Raw genomic sequence first — 22,077 nt, forward strand, 5'->3', positions numbered from 1 at the left:
GTTAAACTAAACCGAAATGAAAAAAGTTGGAATTTTATTGTCGCTGATTTTTATCGCAACCTTACGTTCTTTTTCACAAACACAACCCTCACAAGCACTATTAGACTGGCAAAAATGCACAGGCGACTGCTTTTGGAAAATGCTCGAAGATGAATCTAGTGCCTATGATACTGCAGACGCAGCGAGTATGGAATGCTTAAATACTGAAATGGAGGGATTAATGTCGTTGCCGGGTCCTTATGATGAGAACGGCGAAAGCGTACCATTGTCAAATGATGACTTGAAAAAATACAGTGATATTATTAAAGCTTACATGGATTGTCAAACGGCTGTTTCCGCAGCTTTACAAGCAGCTTTGATTCCGTTTCAGCAAGCTGAACAGCTGTGTGAACAAAATTGTGGTACAAAACCAGCCAGTTAACCCAAACAAGTTGAAGCATTAGAAAAATGTAGCTCGACTATTGTTATACCAATGATGATGAACTGTCGCATTTCATTGTTCATCATCATTATTTCAATTACAACGCCCCCCAAACAAACCTTAAACTAAACCGAAATGAAAAAAAGTGGAACCTTATTGCTGTTGATTTTTGTCACAACCTTACCTTCCTTTTCACAAACACAACCTCCGCCACCATCGGCAGCACTATTAGCCTGGCAAGACTGTGTAAATGATTGCACTTTTAAAATGATGCAAGATGAAGAATCTGCCTTTGATATTGCGGATGCAGCAAGTATGGAATGCTGGGCTACAGAGATAGGTGCATTATTGGATCTTGCTGGCACTGAAAGTGCACAACCGGCAATAGAATACGCGAAAATTGTCGACGTTTATGACGCTTGTGAAGCGTCTGTCACTGCAACTTTACAAGCAGCTCTGGCTCCGTTTCAGGAAGCCGAAGCGCAGTGTATCCTCAATTGCGGTACAAAACCCACTAGTTAAACTATAGCCTATATAAACTCTATTTTTAAAATCAACGGGGATTTAGATGTTTTTAACAAACAAATTGGAGCGATGGAGAGGCATAACTAAATTATTGTTCATACTATTCATGATAAACAATTTCATTTTACTGTTCATCATGAATGGGTTTGAATCTGTTCATCACTATTATGATGGCCAACTTATTGCCAGCCTAGTCAATGGTCTAATTGCCGTAGCTTTTATCTTAACCATCAAACTCTCTAAAATTAAGCTTGATATTTCGTTGTCCTATAAAGTTCTCTTTGTTTTTCTTTCTGTAATACTTCTAGTCTTCAATTGTCTAATAACATCCTCATTAAATCAAAACTGGCTTTTCTTTCTAAACATTGTTTTACAATTGATAAATCTGACATTTTTTTTGTCGGCAAATGCTCTTTCCTGTTTTAGCAACAGGTTTTTCATACATACAGCAATAGGTTACTGGCTGTTACTTGTCATCCTGATAATAACCTATCAAAAATCAGATTGGGTTAAATATTCGTTTGATAACGTTGTTATTCTATCCAATTATTTAACTTTTATTGCCGCATGCGTTTTCAGTTTAAATTACTCCGACAAATATTTACCAAAGTGGGTAGTTTTATTGTTATGGGGGATAAATGTGCTTTTATGTATATCTGTAGGGGCCAGGGCATCGATAGTTGCTTTGATCTTCATGCCGGCTGCGATGTTTTTAGCCACCGAAAAAAGGAAAACAGTTAAGCTAAGCGTCGCCTTTATTTCACTTTGCGGGCTAATCTGCATAGTATCATTGTTTAAAACAAACTCATCATTAGGCCGGCTGTTTATCTTAAAAAACACCGGCAATATTATACGGCAACATGCTTTAAAAGGCGTGGGACTAAATCGCTTCCCTGGATTTTACAACCTTGAACAAGCAGCTTATTTTAGGAGCGGACAAGGCACTTACACTCAAAAATATCTTGCAGATACCGTTTACACCAGCAATAATGAATTTCTTCAGCTCACGGCCGAAACCGGTGTTATAGCTATGATAATTAGCGTTTTCTTTTTTACTATCGCTTATCAGGAAATCAGGACAAACAATAACGGAATATCCACAAGCCGGCTTATTTGGTATATAGCAGTGCTCGTATTATCATTGAGCTCTTATCCCCTGCGGAATTTCATGTTCGGCAATGCTTTATTAACGTTTTGGGTATTAGAACATAACCCCAGGAAAATCACACTTAAAGCCGTCACTTCCGGGGTATATGTATATGCAACAGCCGTATTATTAGTTGCATTATTATCTGTTCAACTTGCTCAGTTAGCTGTTAGAAGTGAGTGGAAACGCGTAGATGACAATGAAGAAATAGGAGATGACATTTTTAGAAAGTATAACGCTATCTACTCAAAAATATATTATGATGAGACATTCCTTTTACAATACTTTCATCTGGCAAAACTGGATTCTGACGAGGGAAAACCCGGTGAACTTATTAATAAGCTGATCTCGAACAAGTATTCTATCACCTATCTGATTTACCGCGCAGAAGTTGAGGCATCACATAAACTGAATCGAGAGGCAATAAATACACTGCATGATGCTATTAATATATCTCCTTATAAATTTATTCCCCGTTATGCGCTTGTCAAACTATTAATTAGTAACCATGATCTTCCAGCGGCCCAAAAAGAGGCTCAAATAGTTTTAAACTTACCCGTAAAAGTTCCCAGCGCAAGAGTAGATACTATAAAAGATCACTGTAGAAGGATTTTAAATAGTCGGCTTTCGCCTTAATACAGTGCGGCATTCTGGTTTGCAAATAATCCTTAAATTAACAGCACCAATTACTTAATCCTTATCTTATGAAAACAATACTTCTCGGCCTTAATCTATTGTTCTTCCTGGGCCTGCAGGCGCAACCTAAACCCAGTATATCATTATCAGGAAATATTGCCGGAATGGCCGGAAAATCCATTATAGTTAGCGGCCCTGCTCATTTTAAAAAACAAGTACAGATTAACAAGTCTGGTGATTTTAACATCTCCTTTGAGGCCGTCACCGGATACTACAACTTCAACGGCAATTCTATTTTTCTGGAACCTGGCGACAATCTCAATATTAGCAAGCCAGACAGTGTATATATCTATAAGGGAAAAGGGAGCGCAGAAAACAATTTATTAAAAAGCCTTGATCGTTTAATTTTTGATTATTTACCTCTTAGTGATAACACACCTGCAAAAGTTTATCTTTTAGAACCTGATAGTCTGTATAGTAAACTAAATAATTATCAGGCCGCGGCGGATCGTTTAATGGAAAACCCGGAGCTCAGTAAATATTTCAGGGAAACTCAGCATCAGCGAATTACTTACGTTAATAAATTTTTTGAATATAATTACTTATTAAACTATGGCTATGATCAGGAGAAAAGAAAAGAAGAACTAGCTTTAGTTAACGATAAAAAACTTAGAGAGAACGTGGCCGAATGGACCTCAAGAATACGATTGGCACACGAGGCGACAATCATCAAGAGACTTTCACCAGATCAGCGTAAGGAGCTGAATACAAGGATATGGGAGGGCTTTGATGTAAACAACGAAGAACTTTACAAGTTCTGCACAGAATACAATCGCTTACTTGATGCAACCATCAGCCGTTTTGTTCAAGCAGAATCTATTAAAAATCCAGTATTTGGCACCAAAAACCTGTTTGAGAAGAAACGCGATATCGTTAATAAAGAAATCACCAATAGCTATATCAAAGAAAGCCTGTTATATGAATACACGGTAGGTTTATTGAAACAGGGAAATGATATTGACCGGTATTACAACGAGTATCTGGCGCTGGCAAAAGATCCTGTATACATCAAGGGGATAACAGCCATTCGTGATAACATGAAGCTACTTGCGCCAGGCTTAGCCTCCCCTTCATTTAAACTTCCGGATACTCAGGGCCGCCTGGTTGGATTGGAAGATTTTAAAGGAAAGTATGTGTACATTGATCTGTGGGCCACCTGGTGCGGCCCCTGCATGGCCGAAGTACCCTTTCTGAAAGATGTTACCAAGAAATATGCCGGTTTAAATATAGCGTTCATCAGTATTTCGATTGATAAATTGAGCGACGCCGCAAAATGGAAAACGACAGTAAAAACCCACGAGTTGTCTGGCACACAACTGTTAGCCGAAAACGAGTGGAAATCAGACTTTGTTAAAAAGTATAACGTTAATTCTATCCCACGGTTTATACTACTAGACCCAGATGGCAAAATTATTTCGGCCGATGCTGATCGCCCGTCAGCAGCATCCCTTCAGGTACTTCTGGATAAATTATTGGTTAAAAAATAATTACTCGACCTACATTTAAAATAGCCGTAGTGCGGCCCGCCAGCGACCTAACTGAACCTCAATATCATCTCACTAAAAACAATTTAGCCCTCCAGAATGCCTGGAGGGCTAAGTTGTTTAATGCCCAATATTGTGCGGGGAAGACGATTTTCTATAAATAACGCGATATTAAAATAGTTGTACCAAAAGATCCTTTAAGCTTATGGTAAAAGGCACTTTGTTATTATTGGCCAACTCTATAAGTTTTTTTTTACGATCAATGGTCTTGACAAAAGCCTTATTGATCAGGTTAGATTGGTTAACTCTTAAAAAAACCTCTTGCGGCAACTCTTTATGAAATTTTGTTAGCGATTTAACCAACAAAATTTTATTGTTATCTACTAAATGAATATTAGTATAGCAATCATCTGATTGGCAGTAAACTATATCTTCTGTGTTTACAAAATAAATATGACTCTGTTGTGCAATAACAATTTTTGTGTGCTGCATATTTCTCGTTTTATAGGTAAAAGGTTTAAATCATTTTATTTATCAATACCTGGCTAAATGTCCTTATATACCACTATCCCATAAAACGGTGTTGAAGGTGGTTGGTCATCCCAGTTATTCCAGCTGTGTGATTCATCTGTTAGATATTTTAAGTGATAATGCCCCGGCTTTAATGAGATAACTGTATCAATTTGCCGGTTCTTGTTGGCCCCTCCGGCATGACGAGTGTATAAAATATTCATCGTCCAAACAGTTTTCCCTTTGTCGTCCTCAATCCAACCCAAATCGTGCATATTGGGGTTTCTCAGTATATTAGAGAGAGATGCTTGGTTTTTTTGAGCATCTTTTATTCTGAATAAAAAATTAATGTTCTGCGCGTCCCAATAAGTTTGCACGCTGCTTGATAGGTCATTAGTATCCTTGACATGCCCATATACTAATTTTGTGATATAATAATTGGGAATATGCGCCCACGATGCCGCATTCAACGGATTTAGATCTGCATGAAAATAAGAGATCATTCGATGGGCCGAGTCTGCTAGTTTTTTGTTTGTTGCAAACACCAGTTGCCCCCTGGTATTTGAGCTTAACATTGGATCTACAGCAGAGTTCCAGGCTAGTTTTGCTTTTTTGCTCAAGCCATTGTCATTATCTCCAATACCAATATCAAAGTTCAATGATTGCTTGTCTAATGACGGCGTTGAAACCAATTCTTTATAGGGCACCCTGACAAGCGAATAATAGACTCCTCCCCGCTCAATATACCTGGCGTCAAAAAATGCGTTCTTAAGTTTATAACTAATAGAATCTACGTGGTGGGGTGTATCTTTCCAGTTAAAGACATAGGCAAACGATTGCTGCGAACCCGAGGTTGCATGGTTAAAAAACAACTCTATATCATCGCTTTTATAGAGATATGACGTAGGCTGCTGAGACAACTCTATATCCATCTCTCCAACTCCATAAATATGAAGCCGGGTTGCTTCCTGCAAATTGAATGTTGTATCCAATGAGGTAAGAGCAGGCATGTTTATAAGTTGTGCAACAGGCTCGGCAGCAAAGAATTTTTTATCAATCACTGCATTTTTGTAAGCGTTATTTTTAAGGCAAGAGCGTATGCCTTCCTTCTCTTTGCATCCACTTAGCAAGAAGATTGCAAAACCAGCTATCACCGATAGCTTCAGATTGTTTTTCACCACCATTCAAGGTTATTTTTGAAGTTTGTAAAAATTCTCTCTTTCGAGGCCTTATCATCACTGTGCAACCAGAATAGAGCATCTTCTGGCACGTTTTTAAAAACCATTTTATTTTCAGACGCTTTGACCACCTGCAGCAGCTTCCACCCGTTCTTCCAACAATACAATTCATATTCAGTCCCTTTCTTGGTGTTGGGTCCTTGCGGGCCCTTCTTATCAATCTTGAGCGTGGTGTTTTTGGTATCAGCATATTTAATTTCTACCGTGGAACCATCATGTTTTAAGATAATCGGGTTCCCTGCAGGTATAAATAGACCGTTATTATAATATTGAGGCAGATAAATCAGATCGCGGCCCATTTTTTTGAATGATGCTTCATCTCCATCAACGGTTCCCCAGTAAGCTGGCACCCAATGCTGTCTGTTAAAAACACATAAATAGGCATGTGCCTGCTGTGGCTGATAGTCGTTAATTTTTAATGTTACGTCAGATACCGGTATATACTGGTCGGTTACATCCTTATAGCGGCCATTTGACAACGTTGATGGAATTTTCTCGCCGGCTCTTACATCCGTTACCAAAGTACTATCCTGAAGAGCATACATTTTCCTGAAAACTTTAGCGCGCTTGCGTTGAAACGCTAAATCTATTTTGGTATGTCCCGGATCTGACTCAGAGCCCACAAACGGTATCGGTTTGCCGTTATATATCAGCGCATCCCAATCATGCCCACCATTCATATTCCCCCAAAAGGGCGTAAAATCCATTACCACTGGGATACCCATTGCCCGCATTACATAGGCGGTATACTGCGAAGCCTGAAAACATTTTCCGTATTTGATAGCATCGAGATCATCAAAACTTGAATCCCAAATGGTGGGGAAAGCACTTATGGTAAATTTTGATTTTAAATCATTATTAACCAACAGGCACGCCCGATACACATCTTTGCTGGCTTTCATGCTATCGCCTAACCAGTGGTATCTGTTTTGGATAGTTGCCATCCAGTTTTTAGAAAAACTTTCATTTATCAGTTTATATGGCAAGATGTACTCGCAAAACTCATTAAAAGACAAATGCTTGCACCATGGCTTTTGCCACGCTATAAATGAGGCATCAATATGGGTTATTAACTCTTGTGCTTTTAGGGTTTGTGTATCATTGACTCTTTTAACCGGGCCCGGAAAATCAGGGCCAAAGGCCCTTGTCAAACTATCCCATATCTCTTCATAATGCTTTTTTTGAGATGAATCTGTACGCAATAACTCAGAAAAAAGCATCTGATAATTATCAACGCCCTTCCCGGCTACGTGCCATTGTGCCGCCATGTGCTTAACCAAATAGCCCGCGGCTTTTATTTTTAAGGGGTTAGGATCTTTTTTAAAATGTTGCAATACCAGTTGCATCTCAGGTGGTATATCATCTTTCTTCTCACTGACTGCCTGCTTCGGGCGCTGGCAACAAGAAAAACACCATATGAGCTGTATAAAAAACAGGTATTTAACAACACCTTTTTGAAAAAAACAAGATAACTTTTTCATAGAGCAATAACAGGTCAGAACAACCAACGCACATAACAAGTCAATACCATTAGCTAAAACAGCTAATAATAAATAACCCCAGTACAATTGATTATTACACTAGTAAATACTTATTTCAAATATTATTTTTTAAGCCGGCAAGCTATCGGTGGTTCTACTAACCGTCAGCAATAGTTGCTAAACATTCCGGCCATCAGAGCGGCATTCAATGGAAAAAGCGGCGTTTTCACACCGTAAAATTGGCACAGGTTAGATCTCATTGGTTTGGTGATTAAACTTAGGTAAAGCAAACTTAACCAATGGGCAACTAATAAAGTATACTATATTTTCAACTTATTATACTTTATTATCTTGGGGATTATATTTTACATATCTAACAGTAGCATATCTTTTACTGCTTCACCGCTTGTTAGCACGTGGCTATGGGGGTATGCCTCTGCCAACTAAATTGATGGCCTTAAGCTGGGGTTATATACTATATTGACTAGCCGATTCTTGCTTACGGATCTGGTAAATATGGCTAATTCGTGAAACTCTTTAACGCAATTCTAATAACCGAAAGAGGAATTCTGAAAACCCACACTGGCTAGCCAAATCGAAACCATAAATAGCCAAAGCTAAATTATATTTGAACAGCCGCGAATGTCTGTTTAGGATGCTATCTGTCCCGATGTTTTGACTATTAACGGCGTTTTTCGCCTAAAAAACAAACCCTTAAAACCTTTATTCATGAAACTAAAACAGCTTACGCTTACCCCTCTGTTAATTGTGTTGTTTGCTATGATGTTGCAGTTTGTGGTTATTAGCTCATCATCAGCACAATCAAAAATTATTGAAGACCCTACCGAGGATTTTAATTTTGAAACAATAAAGTTCTCAGACATTTTAAAGATCAAGACACTCCACGATGAGTCTGATCTGCAGGGTTTTGATCAATATCTAACCACTAAAGGCATTCAACAACAGTCAGCGGGCAATAGTTATCAAACCTCTTTTGGGTTAAAGTTCACATTTATAGATTCCGGTAAGTTGCCGGCAGATCTTTTAGGCTTTACCGAAAGCGAGGCTACTGTACTATTAATTAGCTGCGATAGTAAAGGTTTTGACGAGCAGCTAACCCAATTTATCCGCTCACAGAAATGCAATGACAATTTATTTTATGACCAGGTTGATGATGAACTGATCAAATTTTCAACACTCGATAAAGAGTTAAAACTGTGTGTATTTCAGGCTGGAGACAAAAAATCATTGGTTATATTTTAGTCCGAAGCCCCTCCATATAAAAACACCAAAATGAAGACATTCAAAACCCCTTTTATTCTTCTAATCTTAACCTTATTAGGCTTCTATTCGTCAATTACTTATGCCCAGGTACCGGCATTTCCCGGGGCAGAAGGATTTGGCAGTAAAGCATCTGGCGGCAGAGGTGGGAAGGTTGTGCAGGTAACAAATCTTAATGACGACGGAGATGGCAGTCTTAGATGGGCGCTAAACCAGTTTCCTGGCAAGCCCTTAATAGTTACATTTCAAATTTCAGGCATTATAGAACTAAAATCTGTACTAAAAATAAACCGTTCAGATTTGACTATTGCGGGGCAAACCGCCCCTGGCGATGGCATTTGCATAAAAGGGAACGCCGTTGAGCTAAATATGGCCAAAAAAGGTGGCAACAATGGCAACGTCATCGTACGATGTATCCGCTTTCGCCCCGGCGCGCCTATTTACCTGGGCTGCACAGGTTTAAATATTGAAAACACGCACGATGTTATTATAGATCATTGCGATTTTTCATGGGCCAACGAAGAGAATATTGTTTGTTATAACTCTAAAAATGTAACCATCCAGTGGTGCATATCTTCCGAATCATTGTTTAATGCCTGGCACCACAAAGGATCAAGAGCTTATAGTGGAGCCATCGGGGGGCAATTCTTGTCTTTCCACCATAATTTGCTGGCACATCACAACTCCAGAGCACCGCGTTTTAGCGGCGCCCGCTCCAATGACACTTGTGCGCTGGTTGATTTTCGTAATAACGTAGTCTACAACTCGCATTCAAAAACGGCAGCCTATGGCGGCGAAATGATGATTAACGGCGGCTACTCCAGGGTGAACATGATTGGCAATTACTTTAAGCCAGGCCCTGCTACTCCAGGCAACTGGGTTTTTATTCATCCCTCATGGAACAGCGCCTGTAAAGAAGCCGGCAACTGGCATCTTGCGGGCAATAAGATGGTTGGAAAAGCAGACCTGACTGCCGATAATTATAAAGGATTGGATCTTAGCGAAATCCCGGATGAGTTTAAAATAAAGGCAAAATCAGACTCCATATTTACCATCCCTGGTTGGGCCACACTAAAAACTCAATCTGCAGACGATGCTTACCAACTGGTATTGGCCAATGCAGGCACCATATTACCTAAACGAGACCAGGTAGATGACCGAATTGTAAATGAAACCCGTTTAGGCGTAGCTTCAGGAACCGGAAGCTACCCAGCAGGCATCAAAGCCAAGGGTAAGTTTGTTAAAGATTTTGTTCCGTCTGTTGGACACGGTATTATAGACACAGCGGGAGTTGTGGGCGGCTGGCCTAATTACGTATCTAAAACGCCGTTAACAGATAGTGATGGCGACGGCATACCCGATACCTGGGAAACTCGCAATGGTTTAAATGCTAAAGACCCCAATGATGGCAATGCCTTATCTAAAACAGGCTATACCAATATAGAGAACTACATTAATAGCCTGGTTAGCAGTCCTTACGCCCAACAAAAAAAATAAAAGCTTATGCGGAGCGGCAAATCAATATTTGTCGTAAATCCCCCCGCTGTTTGTCGGTTTTGCTCAATGCAATTACCGATATTTCCCAGAGATTTGTATAACAGGTATTAAGTTCAATAAAGAAACCAATATGGGAAATATAGTATTATTTATGCACGCATCGCTGGATGGCTTTGCGGCGGGCAAGAACGGCGAGATGCGCTGGATACGCGTAGATGAAGAAATTTTTGACTACGTGGGCGAGAGGATTGCGAAAACCAACACCGCATTATACGGGCGGATAACCTTTGAGATGATGGAAGGCTACTGGCCAACAGCCGGTGACCAGCCTAATGCCAGCAAGCACGACAAGGAGCACGCTGCCTGGTACAAAAGTGCGCACAAAGTAGTATTATCAAATACGCTGGACCAAACAGCCTTTACCAATACAACGGTAATTGGTAAGGACTATGCCACTGCCATTCCCCAATTAAAGAAAGAAACAACAGGCGATATCCTGGTATTTGGCAGCCCGACCGCAACACATGCCCTGCTGACCGAGAACCTGATTGATGAATGCTGGCTTTTTGTGAACCCGGTATTACTGGGCGAGGGTATACCGGTATTTAAAGGCATTAAAGAACAGCAAAGTTTAAAACTCATGAACACGCACGTTTTCAGCTCAGGCGTAGTTTGTTTACAACACGAAGTACAACGCTAAAGTCAACAAAAACAGAAGGCTGCCTCGGATCTGGGGCAGCCTTTTGTTTTGTTGACACGTCGTTTGTTATCATAGAGCGACAACGAGATAATTTAACTATTAATAGTAACTATAATTGTAACTATTATAAAAGCTGATAGGATTGTTATGAATTGATAGAGAAAAATTCTTTTCAGCCCTGAACTTGTAAATCCAAGCGAACGTCTGATGATCCATCCCAACAAAAAAGAAAACAAAGCAAATACTAAGCTTACGAGTATTACAAAAAGTACTCGCCCACTCCAAACCTTTAAACTGCTTGAGTAAAAGCTTGGACCACTTAAAAAACTGATACCTATCAACATTACAGCCGGAACGTTAATAAGAATTATTAAAAAGTAAAAAACTATCTTTTTCATTTATTTTACTAAGTCCTCATGCCATCTTTTACATTAGTAAACCTTTCGCTTATGGCAGCGGACACCATATTTTTTTAAGACCTATTTTATATCTTTTTCCATCATCCATAGACACAACGGTAGCTACATTCCGGGAGAAGCTAACGCTTTTTCTATCTATAGTATCACCTGCAGCATGGACATCATATTTATCGGTAACATAAAACGCATTAGACGTTTTACTATAAAATATATTCCATACTAAACCTGTTGGCAAATCACTTACTTGATAATTCACATAATTTAAAGGAGCATACATGTAATTTTTCGCAAATTCAACACTATGGTCCTGGTTCCTAACCCGATATATTTCGCTGGTCTTACCTGCTGAGTGAAAGATAAGAAGATATTCGATGGTATTTGCTTTCACCTCGGCACTATCTATCGTAACAAAACTTGGATCTGCTTTCAACGATTTAGAAACTACTGAAGAATTACGCTTCTGTTTTGGTGTACAATCAAATAAAAACAGCGTAAATGCTAACATTAAATATTTTTTCATTTACCAGTAGTAATCTTCATAATCAAATTGAAAAACCCCTTCTTCCTCTCACTATTGATTTGCCAGTCTACCGGTACACTTTGGAAACCGTCCTCATATTTTTCGCCCTGCAGCCGGTAATCAAAGTATCCCCAGGAGGCGTGCATTTTTAACGCGCTGAGTAAATTATTGTCGGGCTTGTCAAAATCATAATGGTCATCTTCGTTAAATAATACCGGGATCTGTCGCTGGGTTTGGGCCCGCGTCTCGGTTACCATTTGGGCAATTCGTTCGGGCTTGTCTACTTTATTGCCATGGACCAATAAAAAATCTGCCACATCGGCCACTTTAGCTGTAGGGATGGCGTTACCGCGAAAGCTGGTGCTCGCCAGCAAATGAAAATTGCCTTTATGCATAGCCTTCACTCTGGCAATCAGTTCATGTATCCTTGGAGCAGCCAGTATGGGGTGGTCATATTTCACATCGCATTCGTTATCCACCTCTACCATTACATTGTGGTAGCCTTGTTGCAGCAGCCAGTTGGTGGCATTATCAACAGCGTTTAAAACTGCTTTCTCATCGTGCAGGTGCTCATCCTGTCCCTGGTAAAAGTAGCCGAGAATGACTACCATGCCCAGATCATCCGCACGGTCAAGAATTTTTTTCAGTCGCTGCAGGTACGGCTTTTTCAGGTTGCCGTCTTCATCAAATGCGGTGTTGACCCAGCCATGATTGCCGTAGCCAATGGGACTGCCGCCTTGCAAGTTCAGCGTAAAAGCTAATAACCCATGCTGCCGCCAGCTTTGCATGGCTGCCAGAAACTCATTGGTATTTCTATCCGGGTCCCATTTGCCGGTATCGGGATATTTAAACAGCTCCCTGGTGGCGGGGTTCTCGTCATCAAAAATCCCCTGCACCATCCGTGAGTTGAACAATAAACCTTCTATCCGGTGGCCGTTCCAGGTTACGCCCTGATAGGTGATCTTACCGTTGATATAGAAATCATCCCCCTTAATGGTTACAAATGTTTTAGGCACCCTAGCCAATGCCAGGTTACAGCAGAGCAGAAGAAAGCAAAAAATCAGCGGCTTGTTCATCTTCGGTCAGGTTATACGCTTAAAGTTGAATCTCGATTGAATATAGCAACTTATTATCAAAGCTCGCGCTTATCGATGTCGCATTCCACCCTTTCAATTGCCGCATCCTCCCCGCGAGCGTCACGATATGATTGCCGAACTTTACTTCATAACAAAATCAGTTCTAAATCAGTTACTAAAAACAGGAGATAAATACCATGAGAAAAATAATCGTTCTATCATTCCTCACCTTAGATGGTGTAATGCAGGCACCGGGCGGCCCGGAAGAAGATCCGTCAAACGGCTTTCAATATGGCGGCTGGACAGCGCCCTACGGCGACGACATCTCCGGCCAGGTGATGCAAAAACAAATGGAACCGGCAGACCTGCTGCTGGGCAGAAAAACCTTCGACATTTTTGCCGGCTACTGGCCACAGCACGCCGATTACTGGCCCGGCGTTAATGAGGTAACTAAATACGTACTATCCAACACCATAAATCAGTCCGACTGGCAAAACTGTGTTTTTCTGAACACGGTGGAGGACATCCGGCAACTAAAAAATACCGAAGGGCGCAACCTCAAGATCTGGGGTAGCAGCCAACTGGTACAACTGTTGTTAAAACATAATCTGGTAGACGAGTTCTGGCTCAATATACATCCCGTATTATTAGGCAAAGGCAAAAAACTATTTGCCGATGGTGCCGCCCCTTCGGCATTTAAGTTAATAGAAAGCCATGTTACACCAGGCGGTTTGATTATGGCTAATTATCAGCGGGCAGGAGAAGTGAAGACGGGGACGGTGGGCCCATAAAAGAGGTTTTGAATCCCTCCCTGGGGAGGGGCGCGCATGGCAGTGAAGTGGCAGGAAGGGGTCTAAGCAGCTCGGTTAAACCCCTTCCTTCACCTTCCCCAAGGAAGGAATCGCACAAGCCTTCCCACCTTCTTACCTTTCCCCGCGCTCCTTGCAATGACAATTTTATTTTTCCTCTCTCCTCCCCAAAACAAAAAAGCCGCCCCGGTTTTACCCTGGAACGGCTTTGATTAAAAACAATAAAACGCATTTTCTTAATTATCCTTTGATCATTACGTGACCGCTGTTTACTTTCTTTTTGTAGCTCCAGTAGAACACTATCGGGAACACAAAGAGATTGAAAATGGTATTGGTGATTAAACCGCCAATTACCACAATGGCCAGTGGTTTTGATGCTTCTGAACCGATACCGTGTGACAGTGCTGCCGGCAACAAACCAATGGCAGCCATCATGGCGGTCATAATTACCGGGCGCATCCTGTCGGCCACACCTGCACGCAGCGCGTCAGGGAATGACTGATAGATATCGTGCTTCAGATCGCGGATGTTTGATTTGAACTTGGAGATCAGTATCACACCGTTCTGCACGCAGATACCAAACAGGGCGATGAAGCCGATACCTGCCGAGATGTTAAAGTTAACGCCCGTTATCAGCAGCGCTAAAATACCACCCATAATGGCAAACGGTACGTTGTTCAACACCAGCAACGAGTCGCGGAAGTTACCGAACAGGATGAACAGGATGAAGAAGATGATCAGCAAACTTACCGGCACCGCTTGCGACAGACGCTGGGTTGCACGTTGCTGGTTCTCAAAATCGCCCGCCCACTCCAGGTGGTAATCTTTTGGCAGTTTGATCTTGGCATTTACCTTGGCCTGTGCTTCGGCAATGGTGCTACCCATATCACGGCCGCGGATAGAGAACTTGATAGCGCCGTAACGACTGTTTTTATCGCGATAGATCATGCTCACACCCGTTGTTTTGCGGATGCTCGAGATTTCGCGCAGCGGCACACTGCCACCGGCCAGGGTTGGTACACGCAAGTCACCAATAGATTCCTGGTTGTTACGGAAATCTTCCGGATAACGGATCCGCAGATCAAACTTCTTCTCGCCTTCGTAAATCTGCGTTGCTGCTCTGCCACCAATAGCTGTTTCAATCACCGCGTTGGCATCGGCAGCGGTTACACCGTATTGAGCCATCTTGTCCTGATTCAGGTCAATCTGTAACTCGGGCTGACCCATATCACGCAGGATACCCAAATCTTCAATACCGCGCACACCTTTTAATATGGCGTAGATCTGATCCTCGCGGCTCTCAATGTATTTATAATCGTCGCCAAACATCTTTACAACGATAGAGCCTTTTACGCCGGATACGGCTTCCTCCACGTTATCAGAAATTGGCTGCGAAAAGTTAAGGTCGATACCAGGATAAAACTTCAGTTTCTCCTGCATCCGCTGGATCAGTTCTTCTTTGGTTTCTTTACGTTTCCACTCATCCTGCGGATAAATATCTACGTGAAACTCAATATTGTAGAAACCGGTAGCATCGGTGCCATCATTTGGGCGGCCGGTCTGCGAGATCACTTGCTTCACCTCGTCAAAACTCAGGAAGATCTTGCGCATCTCATTAGCCAGTTTCACCGATTCATCAAGCGATGTACTCAGCGGACCGGTAGCACGCACGTAGATAGAACCCTCGTTCAGCTCAGGCAAAAACTCCGATCCCAGCAAGCTAAAGCAGCCCAGGCTGACGATCAATGAAATAAGTGCCACGGTAAATGCAATTTTACGTCCCTTAAAACAAACGTTGTAGAAACGCATGGCGTGCTTGCTTACAAACTCCACAAACACGTTATGACGCTCGCGCACGTTCTTTTTCAGCAACACGCTCGACAGAGCAGGCACCAGCGTAAAGGTGAGCAGCAAGGCACCCAGCAGGGCAAAGCTCAGTGTCCAGGCCAGTGGCGAGAACATTTTACCTTCTACCTTCTGGAAACTGAAGATGGGCAGCAAACCGGTAATAATAATGGCTTTGGCAAAAAAGATACCCTTACCATTTACCTGGCAAGCCTGACGGATAAGGCCCAGCTTGCTTAGCTTGTTGAAGCGCTCCATACCCATCTCTTTGGCCTTATGATCAAGCAGTACGAAGATGCCCTCAACCATCACCACCGCGCCGTCTATAATAATACCAAAGTCAATGGCACCCATAGAAAGCAGGTTGGCCGACATACCCTTCAGCTTCAAACACATAAAGGCAAACAGCAGCGCCAGCGGAATGATGACCGCCACAATAACGGTAGTGCGCCAGTCGGCCATAAAGAGCAGTACGATGACCGTTACAAAGATGATACCCTCGGTCATGTTATGCAGTACCGTGTGGGTGGCAAAGTTTACCAGGTCTTCACGGTCATAAAAAGTTTTGATCTTTACGTCCTCTGGTAAAATGCTGTTGTTCAGCGCGGCAATCTTTTCTTTCAGGGCAGCAATAACTACGCTTGGGTTCTCTCCTTTGCGCATTACCACAATGCCTTCAACCACATCAGGATCCATATCACGACCCACCTGACCCAAACGAGGCAGGGCAGACTCGGTTACCTCAGCAATGGTTTTCACGTAAACAGGCGTGCCTTTTACGTTATTTACCACAATGTTTTTGATCTCGTTGATATTATTCAACAAACCGATGCCACGCACCACATAGGCCTGTCCGCTTTGCTGAATCACATCGCCGCCTACGTTTACGTTGCTTTTTGAAACCGCATCATAAAGCTGCAGCGGGGTAATGTTATACTGTACAGCTTTCTCTGGGTTGATGGTGATCTGATAGGTTTTTACCTCACCACCAAAGCTGTTTACGTCGGCAATACCAGGTACGGCTTTAATTTCGCGGTCAACCACCCAATCTTCAATGGTTTTCAGCTCACGTACAGAGCGGCGGTTGCTGGTCAGCGTAAAACGATAGATCTCACCGGTTGGGCCGTAAGGCGGCTCAATCTCTGGCGTTACACCGTCAGGCAGGTTAGCCTCGTCAATGTGGTTGTTTATCTGTAAGCGCGCAAAGGCATAATCAACATCATCATCAAAAGTGATCTTTACTACCGACAAACCGAACAGCGATGATGAACGTACGCTCACCTTTTTCTCTGCCGGGTTCATGGCCAGCTCAATTGGGCGGGTCACAAATTTCTCCACCTCCTCGGCAGAGCGGCCCGGCCATTGGGTAATGATGGTAACCGAAGTATTGGTTACATCCGGAAATGCATCAATCGGAATATTTTTGAAGCTGATATAACCGGCAACGGCCATCAGCAGGGTGATAAAAAAGATAAACACCCGGTTTTTGAGCGCAAAAGAGAGCACTCCTTTTATAAACTTGTTCATGGCGTTTAGTCTTTTAATGATTCATACAGGTATACCTGGCGCGAAGCCACCACACGCTGTCCCGGCTGCAAACCTTTGCTGATGTAGGCCACATCCTCCACCTTCTTTGCAATTTCAATAGGCTGAATATGTACCTTGGCCGGCCCGTCAATAACTACCACGTAGTTTTTATCATTATCAAACACAATAGAATTTACGTTGATGGCAGGCAGATTAGGGCCAGATTTTGCCTGAACCTTAATGTTGGCAAACATACCCGGCGTGAGCAGATTGCCCGGATTATCAATCTTCACACGAGCACGCATCACCTTGCTGTCCGGGTCTAACATATCAATCAGCTTATCAATTTTACCGGTAAATACTTTGTCAGGATAAGCCAGGGTAGTAATGGTAACCGGGTCGCCAACTTTTACACCGGCAATGTCAGACTCATACATGTTCACCATCACATAAACCGATGACAGATCGGCAATGGAAAACAGGTTCTGCGTGTTATCTGCACGTACCTGCATATCGTCGGTCACGTTTTTCTCAATGATATAACCGTTAAGCGGCGAGGTGATTTCATACCCCTTGCCATTGGTTTTGTTGATGGACAATACCGAACCGGCACGACTGCTCTCGGCCACTGCTTTCTGATAATCAGCTTTAGCTTGCTCCAGATCTTTCTCTGATGCCAGTCCGCTCTTATACAAATCCTGGGTTGATTCCAGCACACGTTTGGCGCTGCGAGCATCAGCTTGCGAGGCCACCAGATCGCGGGTATAACCGGCAATCTCGGCACTCTTTAGCGTAGCCAGTATCTGACCTTTACTAACGCGATCGCCGGTTTGCACCTTGATAGACTGCGCTACGCCGCTCACCATCGGGTAAATCTTTACCATCTTGGTTTCATCTGGCGCCACGCTACCGGTAAGCGTAATAACCGACTGTGCATCGGCAGCTTTAACGGTATCAACCAGTAAGCTGTGCAGCAGGCTGTCGGTCACCTGGAAATGCTCATCGCGGCTTTCGGCCTGGTCATGATGGGTGCAAGCCGCCAACCCGGCTGCAAAAGTGGCGGCCAGGCTGTATATCATTATTTTATTGCGAAACATATCTTTTGATTAGGAGAGTTTTATTGTTTAAAAATTGGTGTACCGGTTACGTAGTTCAACTGCTCCAACGAGTTGATGCGGTTAAGTTGCAGGGTATTAAATTGCAGTGTGTTGGTTTTGTACGAGTCATAAAAATCAAGGAACTCCAACAGGCTGATGTTGTGCTTCTGGTAATTCTTCATCACCTCGGTAATCAGGTGGTTAAAATCATCCTTAAACTTAGGGTCGAAACCATTGTACAGGTTTTCCAGTCGCAGGGCGCTTTTGTAGCTGCCGGCTACATCGCTCTCTACCTGATCTTGCTGACTTTGCAGCTGGGCCTTGCTCTCATCAATAGCTATTTTAGCTTGCTTAATGGCGCCCTGGTTGCGGTTAAAAAATGGCAATGAGAAAGCCAGTCCGGCGCTGTTATAGTTGCGGATGTAGCTGCCCTGTTTATCATAAGCCAGCTGTACCGAAACATCCGGCACGGCCATAGCCTTTTGCAGTTGCAGGTTAATATTGCTGTAATCAACCGCCGAGTGGGCTACTTTCAAGTCCGCACGGTTGTTATAAGCCGAGTCTAGCAGGCGCTGATAAGGCATATCGGCTACCGGGTTTTTACCATCAAGGTTAAAATCGGTTTGTGGCTCCACATAGCTGTTAGCAGGAGCACGTAGCAGTAGTTTAAACTCTGCCTGTGTATCCTCAATCTCGTCGCGCAGATCGTTTTGTTCTGATTGTAAAGAGTACAGCTGCGATTGGATGCGCAGTACTTCTTTGAGCGCGATATTACCTTTCTGGTATTGCTCTTTAAAAGCATTAAGCGTGGTGCTGAGTGAGCTGATTTCCTGCTGATATACTTTGGCCGATTGTTCTAAGAAATAGATCTTATAAAAATCAGTATGCAGCGTAAAACGCAGTGTGCGCATCAGATCATAAAACTGATACTGTGCTTGCTGCGCGCTGATCTGTGCCAGCTTGATGTTTTTATTGCGCTTACCGGCGGTTAAAAACAGTTGTGATAATTGCGCAGAATACTCGCCGCCATCATGACTCATATCAAAAACCTTTTTGGTTTCAGGGTTATAGAGCACGTTGGCAATGCTGAACTCTGGGTTGTCAAACAGCCTGGCGGTTATCACGCCGGCCTGCGCCTGATCTACTTGATAGCGCTGAATGATTAAGCTTAGGTTGTTCTTCAGAAAGCGATCTTCTGTTTGAGGTAATGTCAATTTCAGGGTATCGGTATTGGGGGCCTGTGCATACGCAAATCCCCCAACACCCATACACCACAGTTGAATTGATAAAACTCTAAGAACGATAACAAATTTTCGGTGCATAGTATATTTGTTTGAAAACAAAGCTATACCAGCCCTATTAGAGCGAGATTACAACGAAATTAGAAAGAGATTAGAATTGCGGCGTGAACGTAATAAAGAAGATAGTACCCTTGTTGACGGTTGATTCCACATCAACCCGGCCATTAAATAACTGGAAAATTTTGAACGTGACATACAAGCCAACCCCGTTACCCGGCAGGCTGCGCCCATTGGTGCCGCGATAGAAAGGCGTTGATATTTTAACCAATTCATCTTCAGGTATACCAATCCCCTGATCTTTTATGGCGATAACCATCTGTTTATCGTCAGCCCGCAAAGTACAACTCACTGGTTTACCTTCAGAGAATTTAAAGGCATTGCCAATGATATTGTTAAAAGCAATTTTTAACAAGCTGGCATTAGCATTAATTACCAAGGCTTGCTCATCATCAGGCAACAAGGCCATATCAACCTTTAATGGCTTGTGCGACCAGTGCCCCTGCAGCTCCCACAACAAATCATCTACCCTTATCGGCTCGGTACGGGCCTGGGTGTATTCCATATCGGTCTGTGCCAACTCCATCAGTCCGGTAACGGTTTCGGTGAGGCGACCGGCATCTGCAAGGATAGAACTCAGCAAGGCTTCATAGTCTTCGGTACTACGTTTTTTGTGCAGGGCTACTTCAATCTCGCCGGTAATGCTGGTAAGGGGTGTACGTAACTCATGCGAGGCATTGGCTACAAAGGTTTGCTGCAGCTCGAAAGAGTTTTGCAGATGCTCCAGCAGGCGGTTAAAACTTTGTGCCAAACTGCTGATCTCGTCTTTACCATTTCCTTCATCGGCCCTGAAATTCAGTTGGCTGGCCGAGATTCGTTTCATTTCATCAGCCAAGCGCACAATGGGCAGCAAAGCCTCCTGCGCAAACCATCGGCCTATAAAAAACAATACACTGTTTATCAGCACAAAAACCACCGCCATTACCTGAATAATATCAACCAGGCGTGCATGCCCCTGCGTGTCTACAGCAGATGTCAGGATCACAAAGTTGCCCTGGTTATCGGGGTAAAAAAGGCCCACCGTTTGCCGGTTACCCTCGTTAAAACTCAGATCGTGATTACGGCGCACGTGGTTAATAACCTTGCTATCCCAGTATTGCGATTCGTCTTTGATGAAAGATGCACGGTTGTCATCACTATAAATGCGGATCACCTCGTTGGGCAGTTTTTCCAGCATCCGCTCACGCACATGATTTAATGAGTCTGAAGAAATCTCATCTGCTTCCAGGTAAAGCTGGGCGGCTACCTTGGCCCTGTCGTGCAGGTGCTCGTAAAAGTCGGTACGGAAAAAGTAGGAGAAGGCAAAATACATCAGCACCATTACCACCAGCAGCAGCGCTGAGCTAAGCAGGGTGAAATAAATGGCCAGCCGGTTTTTTATCTTCATGCGCGTTTTTCTTCTTTTAGGATGTAGCCCATACCGATAACCGTGTGGATGAGCTTACTATCAAAACCCTTTTCTATTTTTTTGCGCAGATAATTTACGTAAACATCAATAAAGTTGGTGCCGGTATCAAACTGAATGCCCCAAACTTTCTCGGCAATATCATCGCGCGAGAGGGTGCGGTTTGGGTTATGCATAAACATTTCCAGCAGTTGATATTCTTTACTGGTCAGGCCAATTTCTACCCCTGCCCTTTCGGCGGTTTTGGTCCAGGTGTTCAGCTTTAAATCAGCAAAGGTTAGGGTGCCTTGCTGGTCATCAGCATTGGTATTTTGCGACGCATTATCCCGACGGTTGCGCCGTAGCATGGCATTCAACCGCGCCACCAGTTCACTAAAATGGAACGGCTTAGGCAGATAATCATCAGCACCGGCCTCTAAGCCCGATACCTTGTCTTCTACCCGCCCGAGTGCCGTTAGCATCAGAATAGGTACGTCCGCATCTCGCTGCCTGATCTGCCGGCACAAGTCAATGCCGTTCATATCGGGCAGCATCACGTCCAGAATAATCAGATCAAACGCCTGCACGGCCAGCAAACCTACGGCCGATTGCCCGTCGCCCACGTGGGTAACGTTAAAGCCGTAGTCTTTCAGTCCCTTTACAATAAAAGCGGCCACCTTTTCTTCGTCTTCAACCAGGCAAACGTGCGTCATGGGTGCAAATTAACATATAGGGGGCGAAACATCAAAGGGGAAATGCCTCATCTAAATCCTCTTGCAATTTATGCTTGAACATGCCGCTCCTATGGAGCTCTATTTTGTTTAAGATGTAGGCTATTAACATTTCGCTCCTAACGGAGCTATAGTGCAGACCTAGTCCCAGAGGGACGATATGTTAATAGCAAGCCGTTACCAATGGTAACTGAGCTCAGTAGGAGCGGCATGTGAAAACATCTACTGTCTGATCATGGGCTATTACTTTTCGGAAAGGAGTTGGGTGAAAACCACATAGCTATCATCCAAAAAATCAACACCTTACAAACCAAATCAACAAAGCAATTAG

General features: G+C 43.1%; 18 protein-coding genes. 8 read left to right on the forward strand and 10 right to left on the reverse strand.

The window, feature by feature from the left end:
• The first annotated feature begins 16 nt into the window (after nucleotides 1-16).
• The 4 genes from ABZR88_RS14915 (at nucleotide 17) to ABZR88_RS14930 (ending at nucleotide 4,276) form a co-directional block, all read left to right on the forward strand.
• Nucleotides 17-421: a hypothetical protein gene (locus ABZR88_RS14915; RefSeq protein ID WP_107826571.1), complete on the forward strand. Its 405-nt coding sequence runs from the start codon at nucleotides 17-19 to the stop codon at nucleotides 419-421.
• 135 nt (nucleotides 422-556) lie between these two features.
• Nucleotides 557-943, forward strand: a complete 387-nt coding sequence (locus tag ABZR88_RS14920) for a hypothetical protein (RefSeq protein WP_146166444.1) — start codon at nucleotides 557-559, stop codon at nucleotides 941-943.
• 139 nt (nucleotides 944-1,082) lie between these two features.
• Nucleotides 1,083-2,729 (forward strand): O-antigen ligase, encoded by a 1,647-nt coding sequence (locus tag ABZR88_RS14925; protein ID WP_146166443.1) that lies wholly within the window; start codon nucleotides 1,083-1,085, stop codon nucleotides 2,727-2,729.
• 68 nt (nucleotides 2,730-2,797) lie between these two features.
• Nucleotides 2,798-4,276, forward strand: coding sequence for a TlpA disulfide reductase family protein (locus ABZR88_RS14930; protein WP_211309733.1), 1,479 nt, complete (start codon nucleotides 2,798-2,800; stop codon nucleotides 4,274-4,276).
• 168 nt (nucleotides 4,277-4,444) lie between these two features.
• Here ABZR88_RS14930 and ABZR88_RS14935 read toward each other — a convergent pair whose 3' ends face one another.
• The 3 genes from ABZR88_RS14935 to ABZR88_RS14945 are packed head-to-tail and all read right to left on the reverse strand — an operon-like array spanning nucleotide 4,445 to nucleotide 7,589.
• Nucleotides 4,445-4,765 (reverse strand): LytTR family DNA-binding domain-containing protein, encoded by a 321-nt coding sequence (locus tag ABZR88_RS14935; protein ID WP_107826568.1) that lies wholly within the window; start codon nucleotides 4,763-4,765, stop codon nucleotides 4,445-4,447.
• Nucleotides 4,766-4,818: 53 nt separating this feature from the next.
• A complete protein-coding gene (locus ABZR88_RS14940) occupies nucleotides 4,819-5,967 on the reverse strand; it encodes a sugar-binding protein (protein ID WP_107826567.1) in 1,149 nt (382 codons plus the stop codon).
• Nucleotides 5,958-7,589: a hypothetical protein gene (locus tag ABZR88_RS14945; protein ID WP_146166442.1), complete on the reverse strand. Its 1,632-nt coding sequence runs from the start codon at nucleotides 7,587-7,589 to the stop codon at nucleotides 5,958-5,960. The genes ABZR88_RS14940 and ABZR88_RS14945 overlap by 10 nt, the downstream gene beginning before the upstream one ends.
• A gap of 642 nt (nucleotides 7,590-8,231) precedes the next feature.
• On the opposite strand from ABZR88_RS14945, the gene ABZR88_RS14950 reads away from it, so the two are divergent.
• The 3 genes from ABZR88_RS14950 to ABZR88_RS14960 all read left to right on the forward strand — a co-directional run bounded on the left by ABZR88_RS14950 (nucleotide 8,232) and on the right by ABZR88_RS14960 (nucleotide 10,980).
• Nucleotides 8,232-8,765: a hypothetical protein gene (locus ABZR88_RS14950; protein WP_107826565.1), complete on the forward strand. Its 534-nt coding sequence runs from the start codon at nucleotides 8,232-8,234 to the stop codon at nucleotides 8,763-8,765.
• 30 nt (nucleotides 8,766-8,795) lie between these two features.
• Nucleotides 8,796-10,280: a polysaccharide lyase family 1 protein gene (locus ABZR88_RS14955; protein WP_107826564.1), complete on the forward strand. Its 1,485-nt coding sequence runs from the start codon at nucleotides 8,796-8,798 to the stop codon at nucleotides 10,278-10,280.
• Nucleotides 10,281-10,410: 130 nt separating this feature from the next.
• Nucleotides 10,411-10,980: a dihydrofolate reductase family protein gene (locus tag ABZR88_RS14960; RefSeq protein WP_107826563.1), complete on the forward strand. Its 570-nt coding sequence runs from the start codon at nucleotides 10,411-10,413 to the stop codon at nucleotides 10,978-10,980.
• 447 nt (nucleotides 10,981-11,427) lie between these two features.
• Here the strand turns inward: ABZR88_RS14960 and ABZR88_RS14965 are convergent, their stop codons facing one another.
• Nucleotides 11,428-11,919: a hypothetical protein gene (locus tag ABZR88_RS14965; RefSeq protein ID WP_107826562.1), complete on the reverse strand. Its 492-nt coding sequence runs from the start codon at nucleotides 11,917-11,919 to the stop codon at nucleotides 11,428-11,430.
• Complete coding sequence (locus ABZR88_RS14970; protein ID WP_107826561.1) at nucleotides 11,916-12,995, reverse strand: hypothetical protein; 1,080 nt, start codon at nucleotides 12,993-12,995, stop codon at nucleotides 11,916-11,918. The genes ABZR88_RS14965 and ABZR88_RS14970 overlap by 4 nt, the downstream gene beginning before the upstream one ends.
• A gap of 197 nt (nucleotides 12,996-13,192) precedes the next feature.
• Between ABZR88_RS14970 and ABZR88_RS14975 the strand changes: the two genes are divergently transcribed.
• Complete coding sequence (locus tag ABZR88_RS14975) at nucleotides 13,193-13,786, forward strand: dihydrofolate reductase family protein (protein ID WP_107826560.1); 594 nt, start codon at nucleotides 13,193-13,195, stop codon at nucleotides 13,784-13,786.
• Nucleotides 13,787-14,044: 258 nt separating this feature from the next.
• Here ABZR88_RS14975 and ABZR88_RS14980 read toward each other — a convergent pair whose 3' ends face one another.
• The 5 genes from ABZR88_RS14980 to ABZR88_RS15000 form a co-directional block, all read right to left on the reverse strand.
• Entirely contained in the window at nucleotides 14,045-17,176 is a 3,132-nt protein-coding gene (locus ABZR88_RS14980; protein ID WP_107826559.1) for an efflux RND transporter permease subunit, read from the reverse strand.
• Between the two features lie 5 nt (nucleotides 17,177-17,181).
• A complete protein-coding gene (locus ABZR88_RS14985; protein ID WP_245916963.1) occupies nucleotides 17,182-18,255 on the reverse strand; it encodes an efflux RND transporter periplasmic adaptor subunit in 1,074 nt (357 codons plus the stop codon).
• Between the two features lie 38 nt (nucleotides 18,256-18,293).
• Nucleotides 18,294-19,541 carry a TolC family protein gene (locus ABZR88_RS14990; protein WP_107826557.1) on the reverse strand — a complete coding sequence of 416 codons (1,248 nt, stop codon included), beginning with the start codon at nucleotides 19,539-19,541 and terminating at the stop codon, nucleotides 18,294-18,296.
• A gap of 124 nt (nucleotides 19,542-19,665) precedes the next feature.
• Entirely contained in the window at nucleotides 19,666-21,018 is a 1,353-nt protein-coding gene (locus tag ABZR88_RS14995) for a cell wall metabolism sensor histidine kinase WalK (protein ID WP_107826556.1), read from the reverse strand.
• Nucleotides 21,015-21,728: a response regulator transcription factor gene (locus ABZR88_RS15000; protein WP_107826555.1), complete on the reverse strand. Its 714-nt coding sequence runs from the start codon at nucleotides 21,726-21,728 to the stop codon at nucleotides 21,015-21,017. The genes ABZR88_RS14995 and ABZR88_RS15000 overlap by 4 nt, the downstream gene beginning before the upstream one ends.
• Nucleotides 21,729-22,077: the final 349 nt, after the last annotated feature.

This window comes from Mucilaginibacter yixingensis (assembly GCF_041080815.1).
Lineage (GTDB): Bacteria > Bacteroidota > Bacteroidia > Sphingobacteriales > Sphingobacteriaceae > Mucilaginibacter > Mucilaginibacter yixingensis.

What these genes read in the sequence shown, in the direction of transcription:
- ABZR88_RS14915 (WP_107826571.1), top strand. Translation starts at nt 17, where the DNA reads ATGAAAAAAGTTGGAATTTTATTGTCGCTGATTTTTATCGCAACCTTA.
- ABZR88_RS14920 (WP_146166444.1), top strand. Translation starts at nt 557, where the DNA reads ATGAAAAAAAGTGGAACCTTATTGCTGTTGATTTTTGTCACAACCTTA.
- ABZR88_RS14925 (WP_146166443.1), top strand. Translation starts at nt 1,083, where the DNA reads ATGAATGGGTTTGAATCTGTTCATCACTATTATGATGGCCAACTTATT.
- ABZR88_RS14930 (WP_211309733.1), top strand. Translation starts at nt 2,798, where the DNA reads ATGAAAACAATACTTCTCGGCCTTAATCTATTGTTCTTCCTGGGCCTG.
- ABZR88_RS14935 (WP_107826568.1), bottom strand. Translation starts at nt 4,765, where the DNA reads ATGCAGCACACAAAAATTGTTATTGCACAACAGAGTCATATTTATTTT.
- ABZR88_RS14940 (WP_107826567.1), bottom strand. Translation starts at nt 5,967, where the DNA reads ATGGTGGTGAAAAACAATCTGAAGCTATCGGTGATAGCTGGTTTTGCA.
- ABZR88_RS14950 (WP_107826565.1), top strand. Translation starts at nt 8,232, where the DNA reads ATGAAACTAAAACAGCTTACGCTTACCCCTCTGTTAATTGTGTTGTTT.
- ABZR88_RS14955 (WP_107826564.1), top strand. Translation starts at nt 8,796, where the DNA reads ATGAAGACATTCAAAACCCCTTTTATTCTTCTAATCTTAACCTTATTA.
- ABZR88_RS14960 (WP_107826563.1), top strand. Translation starts at nt 10,411, where the DNA reads ATGGGAAATATAGTATTATTTATGCACGCATCGCTGGATGGCTTTGCG.
- ABZR88_RS14965 (WP_107826562.1), bottom strand. Translation starts at nt 11,919, where the DNA reads ATGAAAAAATATTTAATGTTAGCATTTACGCTGTTTTTATTTGATTGT.
- ABZR88_RS14970 (WP_107826561.1), bottom strand. Translation starts at nt 12,995, where the DNA reads ATGAACAAGCCGCTGATTTTTTGCTTTCTTCTGCTCTGCTGTAACCTG.
- ABZR88_RS14975 (WP_107826560.1), top strand. Translation starts at nt 13,193, where the DNA reads ATGAGAAAAATAATCGTTCTATCATTCCTCACCTTAGATGGTGTAATG.
- ABZR88_RS14980 (WP_107826559.1), bottom strand. Translation starts at nt 17,176, where the DNA reads ATGAACAAGTTTATAAAAGGAGTGCTCTCTTTTGCGCTCAAAAACCGG.
- ABZR88_RS14985 (WP_245916963.1), bottom strand. Translation starts at nt 18,255, where the DNA reads ATGATATACAGCCTGGCCGCCACTTTTGCAGCCGGGTTGGCGGCTTGC.
- ABZR88_RS14990 (WP_107826557.1), bottom strand. Translation starts at nt 19,541, where the DNA reads ATGGGTGTTGGGGGATTTGCGTATGCACAGGCCCCCAATACCGATACC.
- ABZR88_RS14995 (WP_107826556.1), bottom strand. Translation starts at nt 21,018, where the DNA reads ATGAAGATAAAAAACCGGCTGGCCATTTATTTCACCCTGCTTAGCTCA.
- ABZR88_RS15000 (WP_107826555.1), bottom strand. Translation starts at nt 21,728, where the DNA reads ATGACGCACGTTTGCCTGGTTGAAGACGAAGAAAAGGTGGCCGCTTTT.